The organism is Halomonas sp. HNIBRBA4712 (assembly GCF_043558675.1).
Taxonomy (GTDB): domain Bacteria; phylum Pseudomonadota; class Gammaproteobacteria; order Pseudomonadales; family Halomonadaceae; genus Vreelandella.
Genome location: NZ_JBIFXR010000001.1, coordinates 657,148 through 676,845, shown reverse-complemented (window position 1 = coordinate 676,845; position 19,698 = coordinate 657,148). Strand labels below are relative to the sequence as shown.

General features: G+C 63.6%; 18 protein-coding genes. 9 read left to right on the top strand and 9 right to left on the bottom strand.

Annotated features, from left to right (window positions below):
• Positions 1-30: 30 nt before the first annotated feature.
• Positions 31-1,761 carry a mechanosensitive ion channel family protein gene (locus tag ACGK9R_RS03200; RefSeq protein WP_394578116.1) on the bottom strand — a complete coding sequence of 577 codons (1,731 nt, stop codon included), beginning with the start codon at positions 1,759-1,761 and terminating at the stop codon, positions 31-33.
• A 108-nt stretch (positions 1,762-1,869) separates the two neighbouring features.
• Positions 1,870-3,525, bottom strand: coding sequence for an FMN-binding glutamate synthase family protein (locus ACGK9R_RS03195; RefSeq protein ID WP_394578115.1), 1,656 nt, complete (start codon positions 3,523-3,525; stop codon positions 1,870-1,872).
• Positions 3,526-3,690: 165 nt separating this feature from the next.
• On the opposite strand from ACGK9R_RS03195, the gene ACGK9R_RS03190 reads away from it, so the two are divergent.
• The 5 genes from ACGK9R_RS03190 to msrQ all read left to right on the top strand — a co-directional run bounded on the left by ACGK9R_RS03190 (position 3,691) and on the right by msrQ (position 8,681).
• Positions 3,691-3,909 (top strand): DUF1656 domain-containing protein, encoded by a 219-nt coding sequence (locus tag ACGK9R_RS03190; protein ID WP_394578114.1) that lies wholly within the window; start codon positions 3,691-3,693, stop codon positions 3,907-3,909.
• The gene (locus ACGK9R_RS03185; protein WP_394578113.1) at positions 3,909-4,781 is read left to right on the top strand and encodes an efflux RND transporter periplasmic adaptor subunit; all 873 of its coding nucleotides are present in this window, start codon (positions 3,909-3,911) and stop codon (positions 4,779-4,781) included. The genes ACGK9R_RS03190 and ACGK9R_RS03185 overlap by 1 nt, the downstream gene beginning before the upstream one ends.
• A gap of 3 nt (positions 4,782-4,784) precedes the next feature.
• Positions 4,785-6,866 carry an FUSC family protein gene (locus ACGK9R_RS03180; protein WP_394578112.1) on the top strand — a complete coding sequence of 694 codons (2,082 nt, stop codon included), beginning with the start codon at positions 4,785-4,787 and terminating at the stop codon, positions 6,864-6,866.
• Positions 6,867-7,000: 134 nt separating this feature from the next.
• The gene (msrP, locus tag ACGK9R_RS03175; RefSeq protein WP_394578111.1) at positions 7,001-8,017 is read left to right on the top strand and encodes a protein-methionine-sulfoxide reductase catalytic subunit MsrP; all 1,017 of its coding nucleotides are present in this window, start codon (positions 7,001-7,003) and stop codon (positions 8,015-8,017) included.
• Positions 8,018-8,063: 46 nt separating this feature from the next.
• Complete coding sequence (gene msrQ / locus ACGK9R_RS03170; protein WP_394578110.1) at positions 8,064-8,681, top strand: protein-methionine-sulfoxide reductase heme-binding subunit MsrQ; 618 nt, start codon at positions 8,064-8,066, stop codon at positions 8,679-8,681.
• On the opposite strand, the gene ACGK9R_RS03165 is transcribed toward msrQ, so the two are convergent.
• The 3 genes from ACGK9R_RS03165 to ACGK9R_RS03155 all read right to left on the bottom strand — a co-directional run bounded on the left by ACGK9R_RS03165 (position 8,674) and on the right by ACGK9R_RS03155 (position 11,864).
• Positions 8,674-9,429: an ion transporter gene (locus ACGK9R_RS03165; RefSeq protein WP_394578109.1), complete on the bottom strand. Its 756-nt coding sequence runs from the start codon at positions 9,427-9,429 to the stop codon at positions 8,674-8,676. The genes msrQ and ACGK9R_RS03165 overlap by 8 nt on opposite strands.
• A gap of 139 nt (positions 9,430-9,568) precedes the next feature.
• Positions 9,569-11,074, bottom strand: a complete 1,506-nt coding sequence (gene glpK / locus ACGK9R_RS03160; protein ID WP_394578108.1) for a glycerol kinase GlpK — start codon at positions 11,072-11,074, stop codon at positions 9,569-9,571.
• Positions 11,075-11,141: 67 nt separating this feature from the next.
• Positions 11,142-11,864, bottom strand: coding sequence for an MIP/aquaporin family protein (locus ACGK9R_RS03155; protein ID WP_394578107.1), 723 nt, complete (start codon positions 11,862-11,864; stop codon positions 11,142-11,144).
• A gap of 460 nt (positions 11,865-12,324) precedes the next feature.
• Here ACGK9R_RS03155 and ACGK9R_RS03150 point away from each other — a divergent pair, with 460 nt between their 5' ends.
• The gene (locus ACGK9R_RS03150; protein ID WP_394578106.1) at positions 12,325-12,768 is read left to right on the top strand and encodes a DUF2231 domain-containing protein; all 444 of its coding nucleotides are present in this window, start codon (positions 12,325-12,327) and stop codon (positions 12,766-12,768) included.
• Entirely contained in the window at positions 12,765-14,144 is a 1,380-nt protein-coding gene (locus ACGK9R_RS03145; protein ID WP_394578105.1) for a PQQ-dependent sugar dehydrogenase, read from the top strand. Before ACGK9R_RS03150 ends, ACGK9R_RS03145 begins: the two co-directional genes overlap by 4 nt.
• 100 nt (positions 14,145-14,244) lie before the next feature.
• Here the strand turns inward: ACGK9R_RS03145 and ACGK9R_RS03140 are convergent, their stop codons facing one another.
• From ACGK9R_RS03140 to ACGK9R_RS03125, 4 genes are read right to left on the bottom strand one after another with little or no spacing between them, the layout of a single operon-like run.
• Positions 14,245-15,420, bottom strand: coding sequence for a mandelate racemase/muconate lactonizing enzyme family protein (locus ACGK9R_RS03140; RefSeq protein ID WP_394578104.1), 1,176 nt, complete (start codon positions 15,418-15,420; stop codon positions 14,245-14,247).
• 16 nt (positions 15,421-15,436) lie between these two features.
• Entirely contained in the window at positions 15,437-16,708 is a 1,272-nt protein-coding gene (locus ACGK9R_RS03135) for a TRAP transporter large permease (RefSeq protein ID WP_394578103.1), read from the bottom strand.
• A complete protein-coding gene (locus tag ACGK9R_RS03130; RefSeq protein ID WP_394578102.1) occupies positions 16,705-17,265 on the bottom strand; it encodes a TRAP transporter small permease in 561 nt (186 codons plus the stop codon). Before ACGK9R_RS03130 ends, ACGK9R_RS03135 begins: the two co-directional genes overlap by 4 nt.
• Complete coding sequence (locus tag ACGK9R_RS03125; RefSeq protein ID WP_394578101.1) at positions 17,265-18,230, bottom strand: sialic acid TRAP transporter substrate-binding protein SiaP; 966 nt, start codon at positions 18,228-18,230, stop codon at positions 17,265-17,267. The genes ACGK9R_RS03130 and ACGK9R_RS03125 overlap by 1 nt, the downstream gene beginning before the upstream one ends.
• Positions 18,231-18,376: 146 nt before the next feature.
• Here ACGK9R_RS03125 and ACGK9R_RS03120 point away from each other — a divergent pair, with 146 nt between their 5' ends.
• On the top strand, positions 18,377-19,063 hold the full coding sequence (locus tag ACGK9R_RS03120; RefSeq protein WP_394578100.1) for a FadR/GntR family transcriptional regulator: 687 nt from the start codon (positions 18,377-18,379) through the stop codon (positions 19,061-19,063).
• Between the two features lie 100 nt (positions 19,064-19,163).
• Positions 19,164-19,688 carry a hypothetical protein gene (locus ACGK9R_RS03115; RefSeq protein WP_394578099.1) on the top strand — a complete coding sequence of 175 codons (525 nt, stop codon included), beginning with the start codon at positions 19,164-19,166 and terminating at the stop codon, positions 19,686-19,688.
• Positions 19,689-19,698 lie beyond the last annotated feature (10 nt).

Here is a 19,698-nt window from a genome sequence, read left to right as displayed (position 1 = left end):
ACGCCCCGGGCGTCGCCGGGGCCTGGCTCATCAGTCGCCGTCCGGTTTCGGGGCGGCGTTTCCTTTCACTGTGTAGTGGGTCTTGGCGCCGTCGCCCTTGGCCATGTCCTCGTGGCTGAGCACCACGATATCCCGCGGCCACCACTCGGGGTAGTGGTTGCGAAGATAAGTCAGCATCTGCTCGCGTAGCTCGTTTTCCGCCACCCAGCCGGCAAAGGGGTCGGAGGCGACGAAGTAGCCGGTCATGGTCTGCTGGGCGCCCTGCTGGGCGGTCAGGTAGAAGTAGAGATTGTGCAGTTCGATCACGTTCTCGTTTTGTTCGGCGAAGGCGTAGAACTGTTTGCGCAGCACCTCAATATCGGCGCTGATGTGCAGCGTCATCTCGAAGGAGCGATAATTCTTGGCGTTCTTGACCGAGAGGTTCTCGAAGGGCCTGGAAACAAAGTAGGTCACCGGCACGATCAAGCGGCGTTCGTTCCAGATACGCAGCCGAATGTAGGTATAGAAAATCCCCTCCACGTAGCACCAGTGGCCCTCGAACATCACCAGGTCACCGATACGGATGGGCTTGGCCAGCGACAGCTGCAGCGATGAAAGGATGTTACCCAGCACCGCCTGGCCCGCGATACCCACCAGCACCGCCAGCACGCTCGCCGAAGCGAGCAGTGAAAGCCCGAGCGTCTCGAACAGCTGAATCTGACCAAGTACGTAGACCGCAACCGTGGTCACGGTAAGCAGGATGATCACCCGGCGCACCGCGTAAAGCGTGGTGAGCAGGCGCCGATCATCCTTGGGCTTGGTGTCGTCGATCTCGCCGACCAGCTTGCGCGCCATGCGCAGCATCAGGGTATCGACCAGGCGCAGTGCGATCGTGCCCACGCCCCAGGCCATGACGATGATCAACAGAATGCGAAAGGTGGTGGTGGCGATGGCGGAAAACGACACCACGTAGTCCAGCAGCATCTGAGTCACCAGCGATACCACGATCAGCGACACCGGCATCTTGATCTGCGAGACGTAGATCGTAACGCTGCCAGGCGGTAGCCAGTGTGAGAGCAGATCGAACACCCGGTAAACGCCCCAGCCGAGCGAGGTGATCAAAACCAGAAAAACCGGAATAGCGATCCACTCCCAGACCATCAGCAGGCCGAAGTTGGTCTTGAGGCTCTCCGGCAGATGGCCCTCGAGCCAGGAGGGGCCGTACTCCTCGTACAAAAGATCGATGGAGGCCACACTTTCAGGCATGATCAGCCAGGCCGGTTCCCCGCCCTCAACGAAGTAGCGCCCCATGCGCACATCAAAAGTATCGCCCCCCACCTCCAGCGCAGTGAGTTCGATATCCCGGCGCGGCTTGCCGGCCATGGGGTTTTCACCGGCGGTGCTCTCGATCGCCGCGTCCTGGCGGGCCGGCAGGCTCGAAGCGGTCAGCCAGTCGCCGCGCTTTAATACCTCGGAGAGCTTTCGGGCGAGCTCGGCGCCGCGCTCGGGCTGCTCGGCCGGGTCGATATCGGAAAGATTAAGAATGTGAGCGGCGTCGGCGTACTCCTCCTGGTCGGTCAGCGCCTGGAAGCTACGGATGGCCTCGCGCGGGGTGATACGGATCACGTCCTCCGGCGGCGCCCCAAGCCCCACGTTCAGCTCGTCCAGGGTGTACCAGAGGCCATCGCCGTCGCCGTCCTGGCTTTGCGCCTGGGCGGCGCCTGCCATCAGAAAAACACACGCGCCCAGCGCTGCGGCTAATCGCCAGATACTTCGTTTCATTGCCTATCCATCCCTGGTGTTCGAACGCGGGCAGGTGTTGCGCTCGCCGGCCATGGCGCCAAGGGTAGCGCACTTTCGCACCACTCGCGCAGCCCGCCCACCGCGTGTCTACTCGAGCTTGGTCATGCGCAGCCGCGCCACTTCGCTTGGCGGCTGGAAGGAGTCCGAGCGCGCCTGTTTCCAGTAATGGTTGAATACCGTATGCTGGCTTTCACCGCCCAGCAGCTCATCGGGCTTGAGGAAGGTGAAGATCTGATCGAGCGACTGCACCTCGTTTTCACTGACCCGGCGGATGATATGCTCCGGGCCGAGCTCCAGCGGATGCGTGAGCCCCGCGGCGGCAAGCATCTCACCCAGCGCCTTGAGCGTATTGCGGTGGAAGTGGTAGACGCGCTCGGTCTTGTCCGCCACGTCCAGGTAGCGGCTTCGCTTCGGGTCCTGTGTCGCCACGCCGCTCGGACACTTGTCCGAATGGCAGTTGAGCGCCTGAATGCAGCCCAGCGAGAACATGAAACCGCGCCCGGCGTTGCACCAGTCCGCCCCCAGCGCCATGGTGCGGGCGATCTGAAAGCCGGAAGTGATCTTGCCCGCGGCGCCAATGCGAATCTCCTCGCGTAGCCCGGTGCCGACCAGGGTGTTGTGTACCAGCGTGAGCGCCTCGGTCAGCGGCACGCCCAGGCGGTTGATGAACTCCAGCGGGGCGGCGCCGGTGCCGCCCTCACCGCCGTCAACGACGATGAAGTCCGGCCGCTCGCCGGTTTCGAGCATCGCCTTGACGATGGCAAACCACTCCCAGGGGTGACCAATCGCCAGTTTGAACCCCACCGGCTTGCCGCCGGAGAGCTCGCGCAGCCGGCCGATGAACGCCATCAGCTCCAGCGGCGTGGTGAAGGCGCTGTGGGCGGCCGGCGAGATCACGTCCTGGCCTTCCGGCACCTCCCGCGCTTCGGCGATCTCTTTGGTGACCTTGGCGGCGGGCAGAATGCCGCCGTGGCCGGGTTTGGCGCCCTGGGAGAGCTTGATCTCGATCATCTTGACCTGCTCGAGCCGGGCGTTTTCGGCAAAGCGCTCCTCGTTGAAGCTGCCGTCGTCGTGGCGACAGCCAAAGTAGCCGGAGGCGATCTCCCACACCAGATCACCGCCGTGGATGCGGTGGTAGCGCGAAATCGAACCTTCCCCGGTATCGTGGTAGAAGCCGCCCTTCTGAGCGCCGGCGTTGAGCGCCTCGATGGCGTGGCCGGAAAGCGAACCAAAGCTCATGGCGGAGATGTTGAGCACGCTGGCGTGGTAGGGCTTCAAGCAGCGCGCTCCACCCACGCGCACGCGAAAGTCGTGATCCTCGATGGTGGTGGGCGCCAGCGAATGGTTGATCCACTCATGCCCCGGGCGGTACATGTCCAAAAGCGAGCCGAAGGGCTTCTTGTCCGACAGATTCTTCGCCCGCTGATAAACCACCGAGCGCTGCTCCCGGGAAAAGGGCCGCTCGTCGAGATCCGACTGAATGAAGTACTGGCGTATCTCCGGGCCTATCGACTCGAGAAAATAGCGACAGTGCGCCAGCACCGGGTAGAGCCGGCTGACGGTGCGCTGGCGCTGGGTCTTGTCATGAACGCCCAGTATCGTCAACGCGCCGAAGATAGCCACGCCAGCCCACCAGGGCCAGGCGTAGAAAACGCCGATGATCGATATCACCAGCAGCACGGCGCTGGTCACCAGCACGGCGTTGCGCAGCGGAATGCGCGTCAGTCCAATTGCCCTGACCATGAAACGTCTCCCTTCCCTGTGTTGTTCGGTCCGTCTTGTTCGGTCGATAGTGCCTTTACAGCATAAACCATAGCGGTAAACGCGACGAACAGCGGGCGCGGGCGGACAGGCGCCGGATAAGCGGCTAAGCTGACCACTTTATCGTTTCGCTTTTCCAGGGTGATCATGGGTCTACAAGAAATCGCCATTGGCGGCATCTTCATCAGCCCGCTGCTGCTCTATGCGCTGTTGGGCTTTGTCGTCACGCTTGCGCTGCGCACGCTCTTGCACCTGGCCGCCGGTGCCCGCCCGCTCTGGTTCGAGGCCTGGTTCGACGTATCGCTATTCGTGATCGTGACCGCGCTGATCACCTTCGTTTTCACCGTTTTGCTCGAGACTCCTTGATGCGCCGCTCATTTCGTATTCTGCTAACGCTCTTGATGGTGGCGCTGGCCATCGCCGCCGGCACCTGGCTCTGGCGCTACTACCTTTACACCCCCTGGACCCGCGACGGACGGGTGCACGCCGACGTCATCACTATCGCCCCGGATGTTTCCGGCTGGGTCAGGACGCTGTCGGTGAATGATACCGACTACGTCAGCGAAGGCGACCCGCTGTTTCAGATCGACGACGCCCGCTACCAGGCAGCGGTGAACCAGGCCCAGGCCGAGGTTTCACACCGCCAGGCGACGCTCGAGCTCAGCCGCGCCGAGGCCAATCGGCGCAACCAGCTGGGCAACAGCCGGGCGATCAGCCAAGAGAACCAGCAGATCGCTCAGATCGACGCCCAGGTAGCGGCGGCGGATCTCGAACAGGCCGAGGCCGCGCTGGAAGCCGCCCAGCTCGATCTCGAGCGCGCCAACGCCACCGCGCCCGCCAGCGGCCATATTCTCAACGTCCAGTTCACCGCCGGCAACTACGTCAACCGCGGCACGGCGGTGATGGCGCTGATCCGCGAGAACTCCTACTACGTGGTGGGCTACTTCGAGGAGACCAAGATGGCCGGCATTCGCGTCGGCGACCCGGCGGACGTGACGCTGATGCAGGGCAACACGCCGCTTTCAGGCCACGTGGCGGGCATCGGCCGCGGCATCGCCGACGCCAACACCGCCCTCAACGCTCAGCTTCTGCCCCAAGTGGCCCCCACCTTCAACTGGGTGCGCTTGGCCCAGCGTATTCCGGTGCGAATCGTGCTCGACGACATTCCGGACGAGACGCTTTTGAGCGTGGGTATGACTGCCACCGTGCGCATCCACCCCGATGATGGCGCCGAGTAGCCCGTGCCGCCGCTGATCAAAACCTATCTGATGCCCGAGGTCTCGGCGGTCCAGTTCGCGATCAAGACCACCGTAGCGATGATGCTGGCACTCTATATCGCCTTCTACTTCGATCTCGAGCGGCCCTACTGGGCGCTGATCTCGGCGGCCTTTCTGCAGGTGCGGCCGATGAGCGGCATGGTGATCGAGAAAGGCATCTGCCAGCTCGGCGGCACCTTCGTCGGCGCCGTCGCCGGGGTCGCGATCATGGCGCTGTTCGCCCAGGCGCGGGTGCCGGCGCTGGTGACGTTGACGCTATGGATCGCGTTTTGCACCTACGTGGGCTCGCTTTGGCGCAACAACTATACCTACGGATGCCTGATGGCGGCGGTGACCGCCATGCTGATCGTGGTGATCTCCAACGGAAGCTCTCCCGCCGGGATCTTCAATATCGCCGTGGCACGCATGACCGAGCTGGGCCTGGGCGCGATCTGCGCCACCCTGGTCAGCTCGCTGTTATGGCCCTCAAGGGTGGGCGGCCACCTGGCCCAGCAGGCGGACACGGTGATCAACCGCGCCTTCAACCACGCCGCGCTGCGCCTGGAAGCGAGCGACGACATTCCCGCCATGCAGGCTGCGCTGCGCGAAAGCCTCGGCGCGCTTACGGTGGTCGAAACCGACAGCCAGGCGGCGCGCTTCGAAGGCCCGGAAGGCCCCGGGCGCATTCGCGCCGCCCACGTGCTGACCCGGCGTACGCTGCGTCTTCTGGCGAGCCTGCACGCACTTCATCAGCTTTTACACGACCACGCCGAGCGCCTCGATCCGCAGAGCCTCGCCATTGCTCGCGAGATGGCTGCCCGCTTTCGCGACGCCGAACAGGTCACCGGCGTACCCGAGGCGCGTCGCCGCCTGCATGAGCTGCGCGCCTCCCTTCACGAGCGCGACGCCGATAGTGACGCGCTTTCGCCGCTGGACCGGCGCCTGCGCCTGGGGCTACGCGAGGTGCTGGGCCACGCCCGAGTGATGCTCGATGCCCGCGAGGCGATCGCCGCTCCCGGCACTTACCGGCTGCGCGCCGGACCGCTGGCCTGGCACCGCGATCACGTGGCCGCCGGCATCAACGCGCTGCGCTCGGGGCTGGTATTCGCCGGGCTCGCCACTTTCTGGATCGTCACCGCCTGGCAGAGTGCGATGGTGGCGATGCTGCTGGGCACGCTGTTCTCGGCGTTCTTCGCCAGCCGCGACAACCCGGTGATGGTGACGATGATGTTCTACAAGGGGATGCTGGCGGCGATTCCCAGCGCCTTTCTGTTCGGCCACGTGCTGCTCTCTCAGGTCCACGACTTCGCGCTGCTGGCGGTGGTCTTCGGCGCGCCGCTGTTTCTGGGGCTTCTGGGGGCCTCCAACCCGGCCACCATGGGGTACTGCCTGGCCTTTACCATCTTCAACATCCTGCTCACCATGCCCGGCAACGATATGGACTTCTCGTTCGATAGCTTCGCCAACCGCGTGGTCGCCGCACTGATCGGCCTGACCACGGTGGTCACGGCGTTTCGCCTGCTGCCGGGGCTTGGCACGAAGCTTCGTCGGCGGCGCCTGATCCACGCCATTTCCCGCGATATCCACCGCCTGCGCCGGCGCTCGATCACCCAGAGCGAAGCCCGCTTCAGCGGCCGCATGGCGGACCGGCTCTTGCAGCTCGCCCAGCACGACGACATGCTACCGGAGCAGCAGCGCCATCTGTTCATTCTGGGTCTGACCGGACTCGACGTAGGCACGGCTACGCTGCGCCTGCGCCATCAGCTCGACGCCATCCCCCACGCGGAAGTCCAGCGCGCCCACCGGGCGCTATTGCGCGCGCTCGCCCAGGCCTTCGAGCAGAGCGCCCACGGGCAACGCCCCAGCGGGGTGATCGAAGCCGGTCAGCGTCTTGACCAGGCGCTCGAGACCTTCGAGCAAACGCCGCGTCGGCGTCGCGAGCTACTTATCGGCCTGGTCGAGCGGCTTTCGCTGTCACTCGACCGGCTGGCCGAGACCATGGCGACCCGCCCCGACCGGCCAGCGCCGGATACCGCGGAGTCGACGCCCGTCGGAACGAGCGCCTGACGAGCGAACTTTTCGCCGGTGTGGCTATCGAAACCAGTCAGGGCTAAACACGGTTAGATGCTCTAGCCCGGCTACAATAATGCTACGAACGCGCCTTCGGCATGCCGCTGGGGCCGTCGTCAGGGAGAGAGAACATGCTGATCAAGATCGCCAAACCCAGCAACCTGCGTGAATCCGATGTGACGCCGGAGTCCGTTTACCTGAGCCGCCGCCGCTTTCTGGGCGGTGTTGCCGGTGTCGGCGCCGGGCTCATGCTCTCCGGCCGCGTCAAGGCGAGCGAAAACTACAGCGATGTACCTAGCGGCGACGTGCCAGCCTGGCTCGACGAAAAAATCAGCCAGTCCCAGTGGCGTGCCGTGACCCCGGCAGACCCGGACAAGGACACCCTGGCGCCCTTCGAGGATGCCAGCGGCTACAACAACTTCTACGAGTTCGGCACCGGCAAGAGCGACCCGGCCAAGCGCGCAGGCAGCCTTCAAACCGAACCCTGGAGCGTGGTGGTCGACGGCGAGGTGAACAACGGCGGGCGCTTTACCCTCGAGGACTTCGCCAGCCCCTCGCAGTTCGAGGAGCGTATCTACCGCCTGCGCTGTGTCGAGGCCTGGTCGATGGTGATTCCCTGGCTCGGCATACCGCTTGCCGACGTAATTCGCCGCGCCGACCCGACCAGCAAGGCCAAATACGTACGCTTCGAGACCCTGGTCGACCCGGAGCAGATGCCCGGCCAGCGCTCGTCCTTCGCGCTGATCGACTGGCCCTACGTGGAAGGCCTGCGCATGGACGAGGCGATGCACCCGCTGACGATTCTGGCACTCGGCATGTACGGGCGCGAGCTGCCCAACCAGAACGGCGCGCCGCTCCGTCTGGTGGTGCCCTGGAAGTACGGCTTCAAGAGCATCAAGTCGATCGTGCGTATCTCGCTGGTCGAAGAGCAGCCGGTCAACTCCTGGCAGTTGCTGGCGCCCAACGAGTACGGCTTCTACGCCAACGTGAATCCGGAAGTGGACCACCCACGCTGGAGCCAGGCCACCGAGCGGCGCCTGCCCAACAGCCTCTTCAGCCCCAATAACATCGACACGCGGATGTTCAACGGCTACGCCGACGAGGTCGCCGAGCTCTACGCCGGCATGGATCTGAGCGTCAACTATTGACCGCATCGACGACACTCCCACGCACTGACGATCAGGGCAGGTAACCATGGCAAAGCAGGAAGCCAAGTGGCGGCTGTGGCGCGTGGCGGTCTTTCTGGCCGCCCTCGCTCCGCTCGTCTACTGGAGTTTTCAGGTCTATCAGAACGCCGCCGGCCCGGAGCCGGGGCGCTATCTACTCCTGAACATCGGCCTTGGCGGGCTATGGCTGATGTTATTCACGCTCAGCCTGACACCCTTGACCAAACTCACCCGCTGGAAGGGCTTCGCGCTGATCCGCCGTCAGCTCGGGCTCTGGACGCTGGCCTACGCGGTGCTGCATCTGTGCTGCTACGCGCTGTTCATTCTGGGGCTCAACTGGGCGCTTCTGGGCGCCGAGATCGTCAAACGCCCTTACATCATCGTTGGCATGCTTGCGCTGCTCGGGCTGATCGCTCTGGGCGCAACCTCCAACCGGGCCGCCATGCGCAAGCTCGGCAAGCGCTGGAAAACCCTGCACAAGCTCGCCTACCCGATTCTCGCGCTGATCCTTCTGCACTTCTTCTGGGTGGTACGCGCGGACATGGCCGAATGGGCCGGCTACGCCGCAGTAGGGGCGCTGCTGCTAGCGCTTCGCCTGCCGCCGATTGCCCGTGCGTTGCCCAGAATGCGCCAGCGGTTCAGCTAGAGGGCGGGCGTCTGTGCAGCGCTTCGCTGAACGCCGCGGCGAGGATGCCGGTGGGCATGGCGATCAGGCCGATACCCGCCACCGCGGTCAGCCCGGCGAAGACCTTGCCAAGCGCGGTGACCGGAGTGACGTCGCCGTAGCCGACGGTGGTAAGCGTGGCGATGCTCCACCAAAGCGCCCGGGGGACGCTGCCGAAGGCCTCGGGCTGAGCGGCGGCTTCCACCACATAAAGACAGCAGGACGAAAACAGCAGTAAAAGCCCCGCCACCCCGGCGCTGAGCCAGAGCTCGTGCGCGCGCGACGAGAGCGCCACGGAGAGCGCGTGCCAGGCCTGGCTGAAGCGCCCAAGACGGGCCAGGCGCAGCATGCGCACCAGACGAAAAAGGCGCAGTATGAACGCGTTGTCGTGGGCCACGAAGCCCAGAAAGTAAGGCAGGATCGCGGCCAGGTCGACCAGTGCCCAGAACGAGAAAAGATACCTTAGCCGCCCTTTCAAGCCGCGATAGCGCGGCTCCATTCCCGCAGCGTAGAGTCTCGCCAGGTACTCGATCAGAAACAGCGCGACAAACAGGGTTTCAAGAAAAGGAAACAGCGCCGGCGCTTGGGCGACCAGGGTTCGCTCGGTCTCGAGAATCGCGGTCAGCGCCGAGAGTAGAATCAGCACACAGATGACTCGATTGGTCCAGGAGAGCCCCGGCGCCTGGCGCGCTTCTGGCGCCAGCGCTCGATAGATCGCCGCCTTGATCATCGCCTGCCTCCCTTCTCCTCACCTTGCATCGGCGTATTTTCAGGATGCCCTGCCCCGGGCTCGAGTGCCAGCCCGACTCAACGCCTCTGCAACCAAAAACCCCCGGCGTTGCCGGGGGTACGTTGCAAGAGGGTGCCCCTCAGGAGTCGACGTGAAACGCCATGGTGGCGTTGACCGCCTTCTTCCAGCCGGCGTAGAGCGCGTCGCGCTTGTCGTCTTTCATTTCCGGCGTGAAGCGCTTCTCCAGCGCCCACTGCTCGGTGATCTCCTCACGGGATTGCCAGAAGCCCACTGCCAGGCCGGCGAGATACGCAGCGCCCAAGGCGGTGGTCTCGTTCACCTCGCAGCGCAACACGTCCACACCGAGGATGTCGGCCTGGAACCGGGCGAGAAAATCGTTGCTGATCGCGCCGCCGTCGGCGCGAAGCTCGCTCAGGGCGATGTCGGCGTCCGCCTGCATCGCCTTGAGCACATCGGCGCTCTGGTAGGCGAGCGACTCCACCGCCGCGCGAATGAAGTGCTCCTTTTGCGTACCGCGGGAAAGCCCGAAAGTGGCACCGCGCACGTTGGAGTTCCAGTACGGCGCGCCGAGCCCGGTGAAGGCCGGCACCATGTAGACGCCGTCGTTATCCTTGGCGCGCACCGCATAAGCTTCGGAGTCCGAGGCCTTGCCGAGCATGCGCATACCGTCGCGCAGCCACTGGATCACCGAGCCTGCGACGAACACGCTGCCCTCCAGCGCGTACTCGAGGGTGCCGTCCACTTCCCAAGCCACGGTGGTGAGCAGGCCGTTTTTCGACGGCGTGGCGGTGGTGCCGGTATTCATCAGGGTGAAGCAGCCGGTACCGTAGGTGTTCTTCGCCATGCCCGGCGTAAAGCAGGCCTGACCGAACAGCGCGGCGTTCTGGTCGCCAGCGATGCCGGCGATCGGCACCTCTTCGCCGAGCAGGTACTTGGGCAGGATATGGCCGACCACTTCGCTGGAGGACTTGACCTCGGGCAGCATCGACTCGGGCACGCCGAACAGCTCCAGCAGTTCCGGGTCCCAGGCCCGATCGCGGATGTTGAACAGCATGGTGCGCGAGGCGTTGCTGACGTCTGTTGCATGCACCTTGCCGCCGGTCAGGTTCCAGATCAGCCAACTGTCGATGGTGCCGAACAGCAGCTCGCCCTTCTCGGCCTTCTCTTTCACACCGGCCACGTTGTCGAAGATCCACTTGAGCTTGGTGGCGGAGAAGTAGGCGTCGATCACAAGGCCCGTCTTTTCGCGAATCATTTCCGCGTGGCCGGCCTCGCGCAGCTCGTCACAGATCTCGGCGGAGTGGCGCGACTGCCAGACGATGGCGTTGTGCACCGGCTGGCCGGTGTTCTTGTCCCATACCACGGTGGTTTCGCGCTGGTTGGTGATACCGATGGAAGCGATCTCGGCGGCGTCGATACCGCTCTGGTTGATCACCTCGGTCAGGGTAGTCAGCACGCTGGTCATGATTTCGCGCGGGCAGTGCTCGACCCAGCCCGGTTTGGTGAAGATCTGCTCGAACTCGTGCTGCGCCATGCTGGCGACCCGGCCTTCGTGATCGAACAGCATCGCCCGCGAGCTGGTGGTGCCCTGGTCGATAGCGAGAACGTATTTTTTCTGGCTCATGAGCGGCCTCTCAAGCGTTGGTGTATGCCAAGGATCGAAACTAAAAAGGGTCGAAACGAAAGCGAAACTAGTAAACGTGCGCGGCGAGACCGGCAAGAACGCTGCCAATCACCGGCCCGACGATGGGCACCCAGGCGTAGGACCAGTTGCTGCCTTGTTTATGGCGAATCGGCAGCAGCGCGTGGGCGATACGCGGGCCGAGATCCCGCGCCGGGTTGATCGCGTAGCCCGTGGGCCCGCCGAGCGAGGCGCCGATCGACACCACCAGCAGCGCCACCGCCAGCGGGCCAAGCCCCGAAGGTGTATTGCCGAACATGATAATGACAAAGATCAGAACGAAAGTACCGATGATCTCGGTGACCAGATTCCAGCCAAAAGCGGGAATCGCCGGACCGGTGGAGAAGGTGGCGAGCATCGCCCCGGCGTCCTCGGTGGCGTCGTAGTGCTTCTTGTAGGCCAGATAGCACACCACCGCGCCCAGAAACGCGCCGATGAACTCCGCGCTGAAATAGGCAAGCGTAGTGGCCAGATTAATGGGTATGCCGGGCGCGTATTCGCTGGCCGGGCCCACTAGAAGCGCCAGCGTTACCGCCGGGTTGATGTGCGCGCCGGTATCGAACGCCACGTAAACGGCGCAGAACACCGCCAGCCCCCAGCCAAAGAAGATGACGATACCGTCGCTACCCTTGCCATTGGTGCCGTTGAGCAGCACGTTCGCCACCACCCCGCAGCCCAGCAGTGTAAGGATGGCCGTTCCGGCAATTTCATGAAGAAAGATGGTTCCAAGCATGGTATTCCAACCGGTGCGTGAATGGGTTCACCCGCGTGCCTTGACGTTTCGCCCCAGCGCACGAAATGTTCTTTTGCGAAAATAATATTTTCTTTTTTCGGCATCCTATCGGGGCGATTAAAAAAAACAATATAAAAAAACGAAAAACCAGCAAGACACCCACAAACCACTAATTTTTATGGAAAAATATTGAATTAGACCTTAGTTTATCATCGCTTTTTGCCGCCTTTATAATCACTTGCGCGCGCTCAACGGTAGCGCACTGTGTCATATAGTGAAAAGTTCGAATGGCGCGTAGGGTACCCGCAGGCGGGCCAAATTTCGAGCTTTCGAACGCGCGGCCAGGCCCGAATCTCACCGCGAATTGTTACGTGAGCCGCCGGAACGTCTCCTATACTCATAGCGCGACTCGCCTGCCCTTTAGCGTACCGTGCCAATCAACCCCTGAAAGGAGACCACCATGTCGGCGACCGCCCACCCGACTCACCCCCCTCTCAAGCCGCGCGAGCTTCATCCGCTCCACGCCGTGCTGCTGATTGGAATGCTGCCCCTGTTTCTTGGCGCAGCGCTTAGCGATTACGCCTATTCGGTAAGCTTTCATATTCAGTGGAGCACCTTTGCTTCCTGGCTGATCGCCGGCGCGCTGGTGTTCAACGGCTTCGCGATCATCGCAGCACTCGTCGGGCTCTTTCGCGCCTCGACGCGCGGCGCGCTGGCCTTCGCTTATGTGGCGCTGCTCATTGCCACGTGGGTGCTGGGGTTCATCAACGCGCTGGTTCACGCCCGCGATGCCTGGGCCATGATGCCCACCGGGCTAGTGCTTTCCTGCGCGGTGACGCTGATGAGCCTGATCGCGCTATTTCTCGGCTTCAATCGCTCGCGCGCAACCGGAGTTTCTGTATGACTGCTTTTCGCTCAACGCCCCTGATCGCGCTTTCGGCGCTGCTAATGGCGGGCACCGCCAGCGCCGCCGACGTCGAACAGCCCTACGGCCCGAACCCGACCCTGCCGGAGCCCCAGCGCGGCCTGTTGCCGGACATGACCGTACCCGAGCCCGCCGAGTGGGGGGATCGACTGCCCACCGTGCCAGAGGGCTACACCATTTCCGCCATCGGCACCGACCTTCTGGTGCCGCGCCAGACGATCGTGCTCCCGAACGGCGACATTCTGGTGGCCGAAGGCAGCGGCGGTAATGCCCCGCAGCTAAAGCCCAAGGACATCATCGCCGGCTACATCAAGGATCAGGGCAACACCTCGGTGGAAAGCGGCGACCGGCTGACGCTGCTGCGCCCCAACGGTGACGGTACCTATGAGCAGTCCATCTTCGCCGAGGATTTGAACGCCCCCTACGGCCTGGCGCTGATCGACGACGGCCTTTACGTTGCCAATCAGGACGCGCTGGTACGTTTTGATTATGAAGAGGGCCAGGCCCGGGCCAACGGCGCGCCGGAAGTGATCGCCCAGCTTCCCGCCGAGATCAACCACCACTGGACCAAGGCGATGGTCGCCAGTGCCGATGGCCAGTACCTGTACGTCGGCATCGGCTCCAACAGCAACATCACCGAGCGCGGCATGGAAGCCGAGATCGACCGCGCTCAGGTGTGGGAGATCGACGCCGAGACCGGCGCCCACCGCCCCTACGCGACGGGGCTTCGTAATCCCACCGACTTCGCCATTCAGCCGGGTACCGATCAGCTCTGGGCAGTGGTCAACGAGCGCGACGAGCTGGGCCCGGATCTGGTACCGGACTACCTTACCTCGGTGCAGGAGGGCGGCTTCTACGGCTGGCCCTACAGCTACTGGGGGCAAAACGTCGACCCGCGCGTCAAGCCCGAGAATCCAGAAAAAGTCGAATCTGCCATCGCTCCGGACTACAGCCTGAGTTCCCACGTGGCGCCCTTGGGCGTGGCGTTCTCCAACGAGGCGGTGGGCGAAGAATACGCCGATGGCGTCTTCGTCGGCGAGCACGGCAGCTGGAACCGCGCCGACCCGGTGGGCTACAAGGTGGTGTTCATTCCCTTCGAGAACGGCGCCCCCGCCGGCGACCCGATCGATTTCGTCAGCGGTTTTTTGAGCGACGAAGGCAATGCTCGCGGCCGCCCGGTAGGTGTGAGCGTCGCCCCGGACGGCGCGGTGATCGTCGCCGACGATCTGACCAACGTGGTGTGGCGCGTAGCACCCGATACCCCCCAGGAGAGCGAGGCGAGCGCCCCGGCGCAGGAAGAAACGCCTGAGGAGAGCGATGACGCTCAGGCGTCGACATCGCCGACATCCGAATAACCTGAAAACGCTACCCGTCGGCGACAATGCGGGCATAGCACTGAAAAGCAAAAGGGGCGCTGGCCAACCGGTCAGCGCCCCTTTCTTTTTGCGTCGCTCGTTAGAGTTCGATCTTCAGCGCCGCGAGGCGCTCGTCGTCGATCTCGATGCCCAGACCCGGGGCGGTGGGTAGTGCAAGCTGCCCTTTGGTGAGCGCCAGCGGCTCGGTCAAGAGCGCTTCGCGCAGCGGGTTGTTAGCGGAGACGTCGAACTCGACCCAGGTCGGCGTATGGTGGCGATCCGGGTGCGGCTGGGACGGCAGGGCAGCGGCAAAGTGGGCCGCCGCCATGATGCCCACGGCGCTCCCCCATACGTGGGGCGAGACCCGCAGCCCGCCCAGATGAGCCAGATCAGCGATGCGCAGCGCTTCGACGAAGCCTCCGCACAGGTTGAGATCCGGCATCAGCACGTCGACGCTGCCGGTGGCGGCCAGCTCGCGAAACTCCACCGCGTTGACCGAGGCCTCGCCGGCGGCGATGCGCAGCGAGCGCCGCGCGGCCAAACGGCGAAAGCCCGGCAGATCCTCAGGCGCAACCGGCTCCTCGATCCAGTAGGGGCGGTAGGATGCCAGCGCGGCCATGGACTCGAGCGCAATATCGGCGGTGTAGGCGCCGTTGATGTCCGCCATGATCGCAACGTCGTCGCCGAGAATGCGCCGGGCACTCTGCATCCGCTCGATATCGCTTTCAATGCCGCGGCCGATCTTGATCTTGTAGCCATCGAACTCGCCGGCCACCCGTTCGAGCTGCGCCTCGAGCGGCAGCGCCTTCGGCTCGTGGAAGTAGCCGCCGGAGGCGTAGACCTGAATCGAGGCCTGCTCCTCGCCCCCGAGCAGCCGGTAGACCGGCAGGCCAAGAAGCTTGCCAAGGCCGTCGTGCAGGGCGATATCGAGCCCGCTGATGGCAGCGGCGAGCTGGCTCTGGGCGCGCACGTGGTAGAGCACGTTGGTCATGCGCCGCCAGATCGCGCGGTGATCGAAAGCGCTCTGACCCACGTAGGCTTCGCGCAGAATGTCGAGGTAGGCGAGCGTGGTCTTCGGCGGCCCGTAGCACTCGCCGATGCCCACGATGCCCGAGGCCAGGCGCACGAACACCAGAGTCGCCATGCGCGCGTGGCCGATTTCCCGGGCGCTGCCGTAGCCGCCGTTTTCCGGCAGAAAGCTTCCGATCGGCACCATGTCGATCGCTTCGATACGCGCGTCCTGAACGACGCCGGCCTGATTGAGCGGTTGATTCATGTAGAGAGACTCCAGACTAGATGAGGCTCGGCAGCCAAAGCGTCAGCGCCGGGATGAAGGTAATCAGGATCAGCGAGACCAGAAGTGCAGCGATGAACGGGAGCGTTGCGCGCACCGCGCGGGGAAACGAGATATCCGCCACCCGCGCCAGAATGAACAGCACCAGCCCCACCGGCGGGGTCAGAAGCCCGATCATCAGATTGAGTACCATGATGATGCCGAACTGCACCGGATCGACCCCGGCCTGTACCGCCAGCGGCAACAGCACCGGCGTGAGAATGGTGATCGCCGCCACGGTTTCCATGAAGCAGCCCACCACCAGCAGGATCAGGTTGATCAAAATAAGAATCAGAATCGGGTTGTCTGCCACCGTCATCACCGCGCCGGCAAAGGCCGTGGGCACGCCTTCGCGGGTGAGGATCCAGGCAAAGATCGACGACGCCGCGACGATCAACAGCACCACCGAGGTCATTTCGATGGTTTCGCGGAACACCGTGATGATCTGGCGCCAGCCGGCGCTGCGGTAAACGAGCGTGGCCAGCACCAGCACGTAGGCCACCGCCGCGATCGCGCTTTCGGTGGGGGTGAAGATCCCCAGCACGATCCCGCCGACGATGATCACCGGAATCAGCAGCGACAGCGCGGCGTGAAAGAAGGTGGACGCCAGGCGCACCAGTGAGAAGCGCTCGCCGACCGGGTAGCCGCGCCGATGGGAGATCACTGCGACCATCAGCATCAGAAGCCCCGCGATCAGAAGCCCCGGCACGATACCGGCAACGAACAGCTGACCGATCGAAGCCCCGGCCACCACGCCGTAGACCACCAGCGGCAGCGACGGCGGAATGATCGGCCCGACCGTCGAGGAGGCGCCGGTGATACCCACGGCGAAATCGACGTCGTAGCCCTTTTCGCGCATCGCCTTGATCTCGACCGCGCCAAGCCCGCCGGCATCGGCGATCGCCGCCCCGGACATACCGGCGAAGATCACCGAGGCGCCCACGTTGACGTGGCCAAGCCCCCCGCGCATCCACCCCACCATGGAGTCGGCGAAGCTGAAGATTCGCTCGGTCACGCCGCACACGTTCATCAGGTTACCGGCGAGGATGAAAAACGGCACCGCCAGCAGCGGAAAGCTATCCACTCCACCGACCATACGCTGGATCAGGATGATGTCGGGGATGCGGTCGGCGGCCAGCAGGTAGACCAGCGACGAGCCCGCCAGCGCCACCGCAACCGGCGCGCCGATCAAAAGCAGCACCGCAAGCGCTGCAAACAGAAGAATGATCATGACGGCGTATCTCCTCGCCAGTGATTGATGCCCTGGCGCGCGAGCCGGTAGGCCATCAGCAGCAGCGCGGCGGTCACGATGGTATAGATCCAGCCTTTCGAAATCGGCAGCGTGCTCATGCTGGAGCTCCAGACCCGCTGACCCACCTGCCAGGCAAGCCAGGCCACGTAGGCGAAGAAGCCAGCGCTCAGGAAGTTATTGAAGCCCTTCAGGTAGCGCTTTTCCCGCGCCGGCAGCACGAGCTCGAGAATCTCCACGTAGATATGGCCCTGGCGCGAGGCGGCCCCGGCGGCGCCGATGAACACCAGCAGCACCAGCAGCATGCGCGCGCTCTCTTCGGTCCAGCCAATCGAGTGGTTGAAAACGTAGCGGGATAGAAACTGGGCGAAGACAACCCCGCCAAGCGCAATCAGAACCACCAGCGCGATATGATCCTCGAACACCCAGCGCGGAGCGGGCGCTGGGGTTGGGTCGATGGCCGCGCCACCGGCCGCGGGATCGCGGCCGGTGGCGGCAGGGGTCACCTGATCGAGGGGACGGCCCTTGTCGTCGTTCATTACTCGATCGCCTCCAGCCGCTCCAGTTGTTCGCTGCTCCAGCCCACGTCATCGGCAGTCAGGTAAGGCCGTACCAGCTCGGCAAACGGCGCCCGGTCCACTTCATGAACGTTCGTGCCGTTCTCCTCGAACCAGGTGACCAGTTCCTGCTCCTGCTGCTGAATATCCTGGCTACCCTGCTCGCCCGCCTCGCGGAACACCTCACGGAACATCGCCTGATCCTCTTCGGAGAGCTGGGCCCAGGCGTCGCCGCTCATGATGATCGGCTGGCTGTCGAAAATGTGGCCGGTCAGCGAAATATCCGACTGCACCTCGTCGAACTTCATCGCGCGGATGATCGGCAGCGGGTTCTCCTGGCCGTCGACCACGCCCTGCTGAAGCGCGAGATACACCTCCGAGAATGCGATTGGGGTCGGGTTGGCGCCCACGGCGCGGGGGAACATCAGCAGAAGCGGCGCATCCGGCACGCGAATCTTCATGCCTTTCATGTCGTCCGGGGTCAGCTTCGGCTCGTTGGCGGTGACGTGGCGCTGGCCGAAATAGATCAGGCCCAGCGGCACGTGGCCGGTGGTCTCCTCATAGCCCTGGGCGAGCTCCTGGAACAGGTCGCTGCGCGAATAGGCAAGCCAGTGGTCGAAATCACGGAAGACGAACGGCGCGCTACCCAGCGCAATGGGCGGGTAGGCGTTGCCGGCGAAGGCGTTGCCGGTATAGATGATGTCGACGGCGCCCAGGCCCAGCCCTTCGTTGAGCTCGACCTCGTTACCCAGCTGTGATGAGGGGAACACCTCGACGGTGTGGCGCCCGTCGCTGCGCTTTTCGATCTCCTCGGCGGCCCACAGAGCCCACTTGTGGTGACTATGACTCGCTTCATAGATATGGCCGAACACGAAGTCGTTGGCCTGGGCGACGGATACCAGCGAAAGCGACAGAGCAAGGGCGGTGAGAGGGTGGCGTACACGCATTGTTATCTCCTTATGAAGTCGAACAACCAGCTTCATCAGTACACGTAAAATGACGAATTCCGGCAATTTGTTTATCATCAAAACCCGAAGACAGCATCAACCGTCTGATTTGAAAAGCTAAAAATTCAACAACCGGACGCGCGCGCATGACAACAAAGACGAAAGTCGAAAGAGCGGGCGAGCTCTACGACGACATGCACCACTGGATCGTGCGCGGGCAGTATCTGCGCGGCGCGAAGCTCCCGACCGAGGCCGAGCTCTCCAAACGCTACGAACTCAGCCGCAGCGCGGTGAGAGGCGTCACCGCCCGCCTCAAGGCCGAAGGGCTGATCGTTTCCCGCCAGGGGGCCGGGCTTTTCGTCGCCACCCGCCCGGCCACCGAACTCGACGCGCCGAACTTCGTCAGCGACCAAAGCGATCTGGCCGCGCTGTTCGATTTTCGTCTTCTGATCGAAACCGAGTCGGCGGCGCTGGCCGCCACGCGTAGCCGCGCCGAGGATATGGCGCGTATCGAAGGCAAGGCCCGGGCGCTGCGGCGGCTATTTCGTCACGGCAAGCAGGGCACTCAGGAGGATTTCGATTTCCATCTCGAAATTGCCAAAAGCGCCGGCAACAAGTTTCTGCTCAGCTCACTACTGACCCTGCAAACCGGCGTGATCTTCAGCGCCCGCTTTAGCCAGAAAAAGACCCAAAGCGATCTGATCCTGCACGCCCAGCAGGTCAACCAGGAGCACGATGCCATCGTGGACGCCATTCGCGCCGGCGAGCCAACCACCGCGCGCGAGGCGATGACGCGTCATATCAAGGCGTCGCTTTCGCGTATCAGGGTGTAAGCGGCGCCGCCATTGACTACGCTCATAGTCCCGGGCGACAAGGCTCGGGGACCGAGCTGCAGGGAAGGCAGCGACACCGCTCACTCAAGGAGCCCTACAGATGATCGAATCGATCGAAGAGCTGGAAAGCGTCAAAAAGACGTGTCAAAAGAAAGTGAATCGTAGCTCGAGTCTCTCCGCCGGCGCCGCCATCATCCCCATTCCTGGCGTGGATATCGGCTCCGACGTGGCGATTCTTTTGCGCCTGATCCCGCAGATCAACGAGCGCTTCGGTCTGACGCCCGAGCAGATCGACGAGCTGGACACCCAGTCCAAGATCATGGTGATGACCGCGATCTCCAACGTGGGCAGCAAGATGGCGGGCAAGTACATTACCCGCAAGCTGATCGTCAATCTGCTGCAGAAGATGGGCTTCAAGATCGCCGCCAAGGGCACCTCAAAGTTCGTGCCGATCATCGGCAGCGCCGTGGCTGGCAGCATCAGCTACACCGCCATGAAGTACATGGGCAACAAGCACATCGAGGAGTGCTACCAGATCGCGCTGGAAACCCTCGAGCAGAGAAAAGCCCTGGCGGCCATCGACATCACTCCCGAGCCTGGCGAGGCGTCGGACGAGCCCCGTTGAGTCTTCCCCT